This window comes from Bacteroides sp. 1_1_14 (assembly GCF_000162515.1).
GTDB classification, from domain to species: domain Bacteria; phylum Bacteroidota; class Bacteroidia; order Bacteroidales; family Bacteroidaceae; genus Bacteroides; species Bacteroides thetaiotaomicron.
The window spans coordinates 155,575-165,741 of sequence record NZ_GG774702.1 but is presented as its reverse complement, the minus strand read 5'-3'; the positions used below and the strand labels follow the sequence as shown (position 1 = coordinate 165,741).

General features: G+C 47.5%; 11 protein-coding genes and 1 pseudogene. 9 read left to right on the top strand and 3 right to left on the bottom strand.

The window, feature by feature from the left end; genetic code table 11:
• Positions 1-291, top strand: a pseudogene (locus HMPREF9007_RS25660) (group II intron reverse transcriptase/maturase); the annotation flags it as partial.
• 4 nt (positions 292-295) lie between these two features.
• Positions 296-1,501 (top strand): TraM recognition domain-containing protein, encoded by a 1,206-nt coding sequence (locus HMPREF9007_RS23720; protein ID WP_128567762.1) that lies wholly within the window; start codon positions 296-298, stop codon positions 1,499-1,501.
• A gap of 143 nt (positions 1,502-1,644) precedes the next feature.
• Here the strand turns inward: HMPREF9007_RS23720 and HMPREF9007_RS23725 are convergent, their stop codons facing one another.
• The 3 genes from HMPREF9007_RS23725 to HMPREF9007_RS23735 all read right to left on the bottom strand — a co-directional run bounded on the left by HMPREF9007_RS23725 (position 1,645) and on the right by HMPREF9007_RS23735 (position 4,021).
• Complete coding sequence (locus HMPREF9007_RS23725; protein ID WP_005796943.1) at positions 1,645-2,571, bottom strand: Abi family protein; 927 nt, start codon at positions 2,569-2,571, stop codon at positions 1,645-1,647.
• Positions 2,572-2,754: 183 nt separating this feature from the next.
• Positions 2,755-3,360 (bottom strand): RteC domain-containing protein, encoded by a 606-nt coding sequence (locus tag HMPREF9007_RS23730; RefSeq protein WP_005796944.1) that lies wholly within the window; start codon positions 3,358-3,360, stop codon positions 2,755-2,757.
• Between the two features lie 238 nt (positions 3,361-3,598).
• Entirely contained in the window at positions 3,599-4,021 is a 423-nt protein-coding gene (locus HMPREF9007_RS23735) for a dihydrofolate reductase family protein (protein WP_005680579.1), read from the bottom strand.
• 379 nt (positions 4,022-4,400) lie between these two features.
• Between HMPREF9007_RS23735 and HMPREF9007_RS23740 the strand changes: the two genes are divergently transcribed.
• The 7 genes from HMPREF9007_RS23740 to HMPREF9007_RS25655 all read left to right on the top strand — a co-directional run bounded on the left by HMPREF9007_RS23740 (position 4,401) and on the right by HMPREF9007_RS25655 (position 10,113).
• Positions 4,401-5,546 (top strand): site-specific integrase, encoded by a 1,146-nt coding sequence (locus tag HMPREF9007_RS23740; RefSeq protein ID WP_004301355.1) that lies wholly within the window; start codon positions 4,401-4,403, stop codon positions 5,544-5,546.
• A gap of 199 nt (positions 5,547-5,745) precedes the next feature.
• Positions 5,746-6,450 carry a hypothetical protein gene (locus tag HMPREF9007_RS23745; protein ID WP_004301353.1) on the top strand — a complete coding sequence of 235 codons (705 nt, stop codon included), beginning with the start codon at positions 5,746-5,748 and terminating at the stop codon, positions 6,448-6,450.
• Between the two features lie 200 nt (positions 6,451-6,650).
• Positions 6,651-7,025 (top strand): helix-turn-helix domain-containing protein, encoded by a 375-nt coding sequence (locus tag HMPREF9007_RS23750; RefSeq protein ID WP_005944205.1) that lies wholly within the window; start codon positions 6,651-6,653, stop codon positions 7,023-7,025.
• A complete protein-coding gene (locus HMPREF9007_RS23755; RefSeq protein WP_004301351.1) occupies positions 7,003-8,103 on the top strand; it encodes an AAA family ATPase in 1,101 nt (366 codons plus the stop codon). The genes HMPREF9007_RS23750 and HMPREF9007_RS23755 overlap by 23 nt, the downstream gene beginning before the upstream one ends.
• Before the next feature lie 103 nt (positions 8,104-8,206).
• Positions 8,207-9,094 carry a toprim domain-containing protein gene (locus tag HMPREF9007_RS23760; protein WP_004301350.1) on the top strand — a complete coding sequence of 296 codons (888 nt, stop codon included), beginning with the start codon at positions 8,207-8,209 and terminating at the stop codon, positions 9,092-9,094.
• A 244-nt stretch (positions 9,095-9,338) separates the two neighbouring features.
• The gene (locus HMPREF9007_RS23765; RefSeq protein ID WP_018452175.1) at positions 9,339-9,785 is read left to right on the top strand and encodes a hypothetical protein; all 447 of its coding nucleotides are present in this window, start codon (positions 9,339-9,341) and stop codon (positions 9,783-9,785) included.
• Position 9,786: 1 nt separating this feature from the next.
• On the top strand, positions 9,787-10,113 hold the full coding sequence (locus HMPREF9007_RS25655) for a DUF4134 domain-containing protein (protein ID WP_004301348.1): 327 nt from the start codon (positions 9,787-9,789) through the stop codon (positions 10,111-10,113).
• Positions 10,114-10,167: the final 54 nt, after the last annotated feature.

The following is a 10,167-nucleotide window of genomic DNA, read 5'->3' as shown; positions in this document are numbered from 1 at the left end:
GGATATACATTATACCCCGTACAAAGCAAAATCAAAAGGTGAGGCAAACCCTTTCGACCCGGAATACGATGATATTCTTTCAGCGAAAGGAGCAACAAAATGCTGGGAATCTCTCAAGGGACGTAAGTCTCTCTTATATTTATGGAACAAGCAGAACCGGATTGTCCGTTATGCGGCAAGGAAATAGATTGTACAAAAGCATGGAACGTCAACGAAATATCTGTTGGTGGTTCGATTGTACGGCAACTTGTCCACAACAACTGCTACAAGCGAAATAAACGAAAATGTTGAAAGTATGAGCCGATTTCTAACAACAAATAGAAATATTGAGTTGCTTGAGCCGTATGAGGGGAAACTCTCATGTACGGTTCTTAGGGGAGAAGGGGGCAGCAATGCCCTTGACTTACCCGATGTGCAAAAGCAGGGCGACTTCTTCGTGGAGTCACCTATCATTCTGTTTGCCAGTATTATCTGGTATCTTAAAATCTATCAGAACGGGAAGTTTTGCACGTTTCCCCATGCTATCGAGTTTCTGAACCGTCGGTACGAGGATATTTTCCCGATTCTTACCTCTTACCCGGAACTGGAGAACTACCTTTCGCCGTTCATGGACGCTTGGCTTGGAGGGGCTGCGGAGCAGCTCATGGGGCAGATAGCGTCGGCGAAAATCCCGCTATCGAGGATGATTTCCCCGCAACTTTATTGGGTGATGTCGGACAGCGAGTTTACGCTGGACATCAACAATCCCGAAGAGCCGAAAATCCTATGCGTGGGCAACAATCCCGACCGTCAGAACATCTACGGCGCGGCTCTCGGATTGTATAACTCCCGTATCGTGAAACTCATCAACAAGAAGGGGATGCTGAAGTCGTCGGTCATCATCGACGAGCTGCCCACGATATACTTCAAAGGGTTGGACAATCTTATAGCTACCGCCCGAAGCAACAAGGTTGCCGTGTGTCTGGGCTTTCAGGATTTCAGCCAGCTGGTGCGTGACTACGGGGACAAGGAGGCGAAAGTAGTGATGAATACCGTCGGTAACATCTTCTCCGGGCAGGTGGTAGGAGAAACGGCTAAGACACTATCGGAGCGGTTCGGTAAGGTGTTGCAGAAACGGCAGTCGATTTCCATCAACCGGCAGGATGTTTCCACCTCCATCAACACGCAGATGGACGCGCTTATCCCGCCGAGCAAGATTTCCGGTCTTACGCAGGGTATGTTTGTCGGCTCGGTGTCCGACAACTTCAACGAACGTATCGAACAGAAGATTTTTCACTGTGAGATTGTGGTGGATGCCGAGAAGGTGAAACGGGAAGAAAGTGCCTACAAGAAAATCCCTGTCATTACCGACTTCACGGACGAGGACGGCAACGACCGCATGAAAGAGACGGTGCAGGCGAACTACCGGCGCATCAAGGAAGAGGTGAAACTGATTGTTCAGGATGAACTGGAACGCATCGCGGGCGACGAAAACCTAAAGCACCTGTTGCAGCAGAAATAAAAAAATCAGAGGTGGCGGAAAAAAATCTCCGTCACCTCTTAAAATGAAGAACGCCTCCCAAGTATGCTGTCTTGCGACGCGCTCGGGAGGCTTATTGATTGTTTCTCTTTTTGTTTTTCCGCACCTGTAAACAGGCACTTTTTTCATTTCCAAATCGGCTCTTCTTTCCAGCGGTTGAAGAAGCCTATCTTGTAGATGGGCACATCCGCATACTCCTCAAACAATGCCAGCAGTTTCTCTTTGAACGTATGCCCCTCGTCTATGGCATTGCAGAGATATAACATTGCCGTAATCACATAGAACGGTTTTTTCTGCTGTACCTCAGTCAATGGACGGGAAAGCCATGTCATTCGCGGATTATGAATTTCGCAAGGCCGTTTGACCATATTCCGACTCCATATTCTGGAATGGTGCGCGATTATGTTGCGCATATATGAAATGGCTTCCAGCCATCCCGAAAGTTCATTGTGCAGATTCAGCCCCATATCATTGGCTATTGCTGATTTTTCGGGCAGTTGGTGGTTAAGGTTCTTGTATATCTTGGAAAGTGTGCCGAATGTGGCCACTTCAAATATAATCCACGCATCCGGGTGTTCGTCAAGCGTCTTTTCACCGCTTGCATCAGTCACAAGGTGCTTTCGCTTGTAGTCTTTCACAAAAATCTCATTGCTCCGTAAAAACTCTTCTGTCAGCTCTTTGAGGTGCTGTGTGTGAAAAGTGACATCTGCAAACAATCTCGGGTCACGATACCACAGCCCTCCGTAGGACTGTGAAAGATGATAAATCATCTTTGTACGCAGCGTGATTTCTATTGTTTCGATGGCGTCAAATAAAATAAGGCGCAGTTCTTTGTCGAAATAATAGCGTGTGATTACATCTTCCAGTTTGGAATCCGGCTGAAACAGATGATTGGCTCTATCGGACTGCATGTCCCACCAATATCCCTTCAAACGATAGTAGCTAATATGAGCCAAATGCCGGGCAGCGAAAATTTCATCGCCGACAAGCATTCCTCTTTGTTTGAGCAGTTCTATTTGTTCATCAATGGAACGTGATTCCTTATTTGCCATACCGTTATAAAAAAAGAATGACCCGCCGGCAGATCTTACGGTATGCCAAACGGGTACTGTTATCGTTGAACACGGTCAGAACCGCATATCTTCTTAATTATAGATGCAAAGATAAGACTTTTTTATGTAATGACAAAAAATAAGCCGATTTTTCATTCAAACGATGAAAAGGTATAGAAATACTTACCGTCTTTTTAGTTCCAGTTCCTCATCACGCAGCATCCTCTCATTCAGTTTCTCTTGCATCTTGTCAAGGAAGTAGGTGCGGCTTTCGTTCTTCCGGCGTTTGATATCAGTGTAGAAGCGGTAGCAGTCTTTAGAATCAACCCCGAATATCTTATAGAGAAGTGGAGCGAGTTGTTTGAGCGGCATATTGCCGTTGTTGATGCAGCCCATCACGTCTATGCCGTAGATAAGTTCCACGAGGTCGATGGCGTTGCCCGTCCATTGAAGAAGGCTGGCGGTGGTTTCTGTTGCGTTATTGGCGGATATTAGTGGTGACACTTGAGGCGTGGCAAGGAATTTCTGCATCTTTCTTACGAAAGACAGAGCCTTGCTGACGTAGGCGGCAATCTCTCTTTTTTCTTCTGACAGATTACGCACGGGATGGTGCTGCAACTCGATTTCGATGTAGGCAAGCGCGATGACGGTAAGGTTCATGTCCATGCCGCCGTTGCACAGTTCGATCACTTGGGTGGCGAAAGCCGTGTATGCCGTTTCCATATTGCAGTCGCCGGCTTCGTTTATCAGGCGGAAAAAGTCGGTTTCCGCCAGCAAGAAATAATTCATGGTTCTGTCAATTTTGAAAATTACACTTTGTTTTCTGCGTGCGCACATGAATATAATTGGCAAAAAACGCGGCAGAAAATAAAAAATCCAACACTCAATTTTACAAAGTGCTGGATTTCAGAGGTGTAAAATTCAGTATTTTTTCACAAGGACAAATTATCTCCGACTTAAATTGTTTGTAATCAGAACATTTATTCTATTCCTGAAAATAGAAATGTATGCTTGCCGCACATTTTGGTTATCTTGCTTTTTTATCAAGGATATAGATAATGCGACATACACCGTTGGGATAGCTTTTCAAGGAGGAAAGCGTCCAGTGTTGCTCTGGCAGAGCCGACTTAAAAAAATGTCGTCCGCTTCCGGATATGAAAGGAACGGTGTATAGTATGATTTCATCCACAGCGTGCATACGCAGAAGTCCATTTATATAGTCTGCCGTGTCCGGTGTGGCTTCCGCGAGATAGCAGATGTTTGTGCCGTCTTTTCTCCATTCGTGCAGCATTGAAATGGAATAGTCCGGTGTCACACGGTAAAGAGCTTTCTTCCTGATTTCATCAAGACCGCAACGGTCAAGGCACAAATCCTGATGTGCTTTATCATATAACTCTGAAGAAAGACATCCGTCCATCGTCAGTACGGCGAGAATCTGAACTTTACCCATAATCGTTACCTTTCATTAGGCAAGGGCAAAAAAGTAGCGTGCAATTCACACTACCTTCAAGCGATGGCTCTGGTAAAGCCTTTACGGAGAGTACGTGAATGCACGCTATGCGTAAGCATAGCATAAGCATCACGCAATCGTCTCCGTAGTTCCAATTTACCAGATTTACGCAGTATATATACAAAATGCAAACAACACCCAATAAAGTGATAATAAATAAGCTATAAATCAGTGTTTTATAAGCCTATTTTTATTTTCAGTTGTTTTCAGTACTTTCAGTGAATTGGCTCTTATTTGGTGCAATTTTGTTTCTTATTTGTTTCTTAATCTCGATACTTATCCGTATATTTGCAATAGGAAAAATGAGAAAGGAATCCCTATGGCACGAGTTAAGAATCATACAAAAGTCAAAGAGCCGATTCGTCTTCGGATGAAGCCGTTGAGCGATGGCAGCAAGAGTCTATATCTGGATATATACCGCGATGGAAAGCGGACGTATGAATACCTCAAGATGTATATTATCCCGGAGACGGATAATAATGCCCGTAGGCAGAATCAGGCGACAATGGATGCCGCCAATGCCATCAAGTCGAAACGTATTATCGAACTGACCAGCAATGAGGCAGGAATCGTATTCCGTAAGGACAAGACTTATCTGTTGGACTGGATGAAGGTTTACATGGAAGCCCAAGAGAGTGCGGGCAAGAAAGACGGCAACCAAATCAAGATTGCCATGCGCATACTGAAAGACTATGCCGGAGAAATGGTCACACTGGATCAGATTGACGGGGACTTCTGCCGGGGCTACATCACTTATCTGTTGACGGAATATCATCCGAAAGGCAAGGACATATCAAACTACACGCTTCACAATTATTACCGTGCGTTGAACGGTGCGTTGAACTCTGCCGTCAGGAAGAAAAAGATGAAGGCCAACCCTTTCAACGAGCTTGAGAAGTCGGAGAAAATCCGTAAGCCGGAGAGTATGCGGTCGTACATGACCATCGAAGAGGTACAGGCGTTGATTGACACTCCTATGCCCCACGAGGAATACGAGATAGTAAAATGCGCGTATCTGTTCTCCTGCTTCTGCGGATTGCGCATCAGCGATATAATCAAGTTGAAATGGAAAGACGTGTTCGTTGACCGGGGACAGTACCGTTTGGCCGTGTCCATGAAAAAGACCAAAGAGCCTATTTACCTGCCCCTCTCTCCTGAAGCGTTGAAGTGGATGCCGGAACGTGGGGGAAAATCATCGGAAGATAATGTGTTCGACCTGCCGTCCGCCAATACAATCAGGATGCAGCTCAAACCTTGGGCGAAAGCAGCCGGAATCTCCAAGCGGTTCTCCTATCACACCAGCCGGCATACATTCGCCACCATGATGCTGACGCTCGGCGCGGATTTATATACCGTCTCGAAGTTGCTCGGTCATGCCGACGTAAAAATGACACAGGTGTATGCCAAGATTATCAACAAGAAGAAGGACGAGGCAGTGAATCTTGTAAACGGTTTGTTTCACTAATTGACGGCACTATGTGGTTCATGTCTAATTTACAAACATCAATTTATGGCATTGCTCCGGTTGTGAACGCAACCGAAGTTAATGCTTTCATCACATATTATAAACTCAAAAAGGTAAATCGACATGAAAAGACCTGAAGACGGCCTTCTCTCTTTTTGGAGGGAGCCAACACCTGCAGCACTTCGCTGCGGAGAAGGATGTGGCGAATGAACTTTTCGCCCTGCTAACCGAAGCAAAAACAGTTTATCTCCACGATGTTGTGTCGGGTGGTAAACAGTACCACCGTTATGTGGACGATTTCGTAAACGGACACCGGTACATAGACTGCGACCATGCGGCCTGCCGGAACTGCCACGAAATGAACATCCACATCGTCAAGGGGCTGCTGACCGAGTACGCCCGTTTCGTCCAGATTTGCTTTGCTACGCCGAATTTCACGTTTGACGAGTGCATGAAGCTGAAACGGATGTATGATACCTCGGAATCGTTGCCTCCGCTCGGTCCGCCCCACATTGACCGACCGGCAGATCTCTCCCTTTCTTTTGGCTGTGATTTTACCCCGGAACAGATGGAAAGTATTGTGGCTTGTGCCAATACTTATCATCTGTTCTGTGTTTCTGTACGCATTGAAGACATGGAGGCTCTTTTCGCCTGTAAGAAAGGCTTTTCCATCCGAGTGAACAATATCCGCCGTGTGGTAATCCTGTTCGACGCGCTTCTTGAAAACTCGCTTATCCAGTCCCGGTGGCAGAATGTTCTCGGCAAGGGTGCATTCCTGCAGTCCAAGGACGGGACACGTTCCGTTTCGGTATCGACCCTGTCTTCCGCGCTGTCATCCATCAAGAACAACATGACATCGGTCGCATACGGCATCCGAAAGACCATTGACCGGCTGAAAGAATGACAGGAAGTGACAAGAAGCGAAGTATGTGAAAGGTAAAAGCATGAGAGTTGCAATGATACGCGCATAGTATCATTCCCCAAATCACGGCATCTTCGTTTACCGGACATACCTTTGACCTCCGTTAGCGCGCTGCATAACGGAGGTTGCATCTCCATTGTCAAAAATCAAACCATGTTATTATGCCGAATAGAATGACATTCATGGAGCGGATGAGCGGACGGCTCGCCGCCATCGAATCGGTACTAAAGAAATTGGAACCGGTCGAAAGTCTCTTGGAGCGTATCACGTTGCTGGAAAATACCATCTTCACGACCAAGAGAGTGTTCACGTTTCAGGAAGCCTGTATGTATATCGGGGTTTCTGAAAGTATGCTGTACAAGCTCACATCGAGCAAGGAGATACCGCACTACAAACCGCGCGGTAAAATGGTCTATTTCGCCAAGGAGGAATTGGACGAATGGCTGTTGCAGAATTATGAACCTACAGTGAACGAGGCCGTGCGCATGGCGACGGAAGCCGCCGCCACAGAACCGTTCCTTAATAAGAGACGCAATGGAAAACGAAAGAAAGACTGACCGCTCAGCCGATATGGGAATGGATGAACACCGCCTGTCGGACATCCTTCTGGCCTCGCAAATCAAGGCAACGGACATTTATGAGACCCCGCCGCAAATCATCTGGATAGACAACTCGACGATTGCCACGCTCGGCAATTTCAGTGCATCGACAGGAAAGGCAAAGTCGAAGAAGACGTTTAATGTCTCTGCGCTTGTCGCCGCTTCATTGGCCGGGAAACAAGTGTTGAACTACCGTGCGCATCTGCCCGAAGGCAAACAGCGGATTCTGTACGTCGATACGGAACAGAGCCGTTTCCATTGCCGCTCGGTATTGGAGCGCATATTGCGGCTGGCCGGGCTGCCCACGACAACCGACCCGGAGAATCTCGACTTCTTCTGCCTGCGTGAATATTCGCCGTCGGTGCGTGTCGAGGTCATCGACTATGCGCTGCGTCAGAACAAAGGCTATGGGCTGGTCATCATTGACGGCATCCGCGACCTGATGCTTGACATCAACAGCACCGGTGAATCGGTGGAAGTCATCAACCGGATGATGGAATGGTCTTCAAGGTACGACCTGCATATCCATTGTGTACTCCATTTGAACAAAGGGGATAATAATGTGCGGGGACACATTGGTACGGAAATGAGCAACAAGGCGGAAACCGTGCTTGTCATCAGCAAGAGCAACGAGAATCCCGGTATCAGCGAAGTCCATGCGCTCCATATCCGGGAAAAGGAGTTCAAGCCGTTTGCGTTCACCATCAACGAGACTGGGCTGCCCGTCATTGCGGAAGGACACTCGTTCGGAGAGCCCCCGAAGCCCAAGGCTCGGACGGGGTTCACGGAGCTGAGCATCGAACAGCACCGGGAAGCCCTCTCCGCCGCTTTCGGGGAAAAGCCTATCCGGGGATTCGACAACCTGTTGCAAAGCCTGATGGTCTCCTATGAGGCAATCGGGTTCAAACGTGGTCGGAGCGTCATGATAAAACTGATGCAATACCTGATAGACAACCTCAAGCTCATCATCAAACGGGACAAGCTGTTCTATTATGACATGACGCCTACCGAGGCCATGCTTTTTGATGAAGAATGATGCCGGGCGCGGGCCTGTATGATTTAGTTTACTTTAGTATTTATATATATAGGAAAAAACTAAACTAAACCATTTTCGTGAAACCAAGTGAAAGAAAAAAGACATGACCATAGCAGAAGCAAAACAAGTGCGTATCGTGGATTTTCTGGCACGTCTCGGTCACCATACGCAGCACATAAAATCGGGACAATACTGGTATCTCTCACCGTTACGGAACGAGCGTACCCCGTCGTTCAAAGTGAATGACCGCATCAATGAATGGTACGATTTCGGCGAGGCGACCGGTGGCGACCTGGTGGAACTGGCAAAATACATTTGCCGGACGGACTGCGTGAGCGAGGCCCTGGCGTATATAGAGAGGCTTGTGAATGGCGCATCACTACCGAGAACCCGTATGCTGACCGCTCCACCCCGACCGGTGGAGGCTGAAATGAAAGACGTGATCGTGATTCCACTCCGTCATCACGCCCTGTTCTCTTACCTCCAATCCCGGCTTATCGACGCGGACATCAGCCGTATGTATTGCAAGGAGGTGCATTACGAACTGCGAGGCCGTCATTACTTCGCTCTCGCATTCGGCAATATATCAGGCGGTTACGAGGTGCGAAACGCCTATTACAAGGGATGCCTGAATAACAAGGACATCTCATTGATAAGACATCTGACAGAAGAGACACAGGAAAACGTCTGTGTCTTCGAGGGATTCATGGATTTTCTTTCTTATATGACACTGAAACTGGCAGGCGACCGGACGGTCTGTCTTGCCATACCATGCGACTACCTCGTGATGAACTCGGTAAACAATTTGAAAAAGACGCTGGCACGTTTACAGGAGTATTCGGACATTCACTGTTATCTCGACAATGACCTTGCCGGGCAGAGAACCACAGAGACCATTGCCGGGATGTATGGCGGACGTGTCAGCGATGAATCTTGCCACTATGCGGAATACAAAGACCTGAACGACTACCTGCGCGGAAAGAAACGCTGATATTCAATGTTCTCTTTTGCCACCTAAAGCTCTCCACCACGAGAGCTTTTTTTATGCCCCGATTTCTCCATTTCCCACCATAGAGACTGCAATATAGTACGATTTAATAGTTCGATTTTTGAAACTTACACAAATCTCATTAACGAAACAGATGTTTAATGCTCAATTATTTTATGGTTTTATATTTCGTGCGTTTCTTTGCAAAATCATACTAATACGAATTTTTAATATTCATACTAAATACATGAACTCATATTTCATTTTTGCCATTGTCCTGACGGTTGCCTACATCATTTACTACGCCGTCATCATAGCGCATGACCTCTACGGGAAAAAGGGGACGGACAAACCGGACGAGGAAGTTTTCGACCTCGGCGCACCGGAAGAGGAAGAGAGTGTGGCTGTCACGGAAAGCGAGAGCGGCTTCAGTATCGGTAGCGAGAACTACGAGACGGAAAGTACGGCTACCTCTTCCGAAACATCCCCTGAGGAGGACATCAAGGACAAACCGGGAACGGCGCAGGAGAAACTGGAACGGCTGAAGGCCGAGGCGGAGGAACAGATGGAAGAGACCACGCCTTACCTGTCGGACGCACGCACGTCGGAGGAGATGTACAAGGCTATGATTTCCAAGGGACGGTTAGACAACCGACCGGAAATAAAGTGGAACCCAATTCAAGACCGGTTGTGAGATGTCGAAAGCTAAAAAGATTCTATGTGCGCTGTGCCTCCCGTTCCCCTACACGGCTTTTGCCAAAAGCGGCAGCGTGAACTATAGCTGGGGAGCGGACGCGTTGGCCACGATGCACGACTTCGTGGTGACGATGATGCTCTATGTCCAGTATATCTGTTGCACCATAGCCGGGGTTTACGTCATCGTGTCCGTTTGTCAGATATACATCAAGATGAACACGGGCGAGGACGGCATCACCAAGTCGATAATGACGCTTGTCGGCGCGTGCCTGTTCCTGATCGGGGCATTCTATGTTTTCCCGGCTTTCTTCGGCTACCGCATATAACCTTACTTGTATCAGGTCGCAGACAAATAAAGTATTCACTAAAAAAGTAAACGT

Excerpts from the sequence above, each read along its gene's own strand:
- HMPREF9007_RS23720 (WP_128567762.1), top strand. The coding sequence starts at position 296 with ATGAGCCGATTTCTAACAACAAATAGAAATATTGAGTTGCTTGAGCCG.
- HMPREF9007_RS23725 (WP_005796943.1), bottom strand. The coding sequence starts at position 2,571 with ATGGCAAATAAGGAATCACGTTCCATTGATGAACAAATAGAACTGCTC.
- HMPREF9007_RS23730 (WP_005796944.1), bottom strand. The coding sequence starts at position 3,360 with ATGAATTATTTCTTGCTGGCGGAAACCGACTTTTTCCGCCTGATAAAC.
- HMPREF9007_RS23735 (WP_005680579.1), bottom strand. The coding sequence starts at position 4,021 with ATGGGTAAAGTTCAGATTCTCGCCGTACTGACGATGGACGGATGTCTT.
- HMPREF9007_RS23740 (WP_004301355.1), top strand. The coding sequence starts at position 4,401 with ATGGCACGAGTTAAGAATCATACAAAAGTCAAAGAGCCGATTCGTCTT.
- HMPREF9007_RS23750 (WP_005944205.1), top strand. The coding sequence starts at position 6,651 with ATGGAGCGGATGAGCGGACGGCTCGCCGCCATCGAATCGGTACTAAAG.
- HMPREF9007_RS23755 (WP_004301351.1), top strand. The coding sequence starts at position 7,003 with ATGGAAAACGAAAGAAAGACTGACCGCTCAGCCGATATGGGAATGGAT.
- HMPREF9007_RS23760 (WP_004301350.1), top strand. The coding sequence starts at position 8,207 with ATGACCATAGCAGAAGCAAAACAAGTGCGTATCGTGGATTTTCTGGCA.
- HMPREF9007_RS23765 (WP_018452175.1), top strand. The coding sequence starts at position 9,339 with ATGAACTCATATTTCATTTTTGCCATTGTCCTGACGGTTGCCTACATC.
- HMPREF9007_RS25655 (WP_004301348.1), top strand. The coding sequence starts at position 9,787 with ATGTCGAAAGCTAAAAAGATTCTATGTGCGCTGTGCCTCCCGTTCCCC.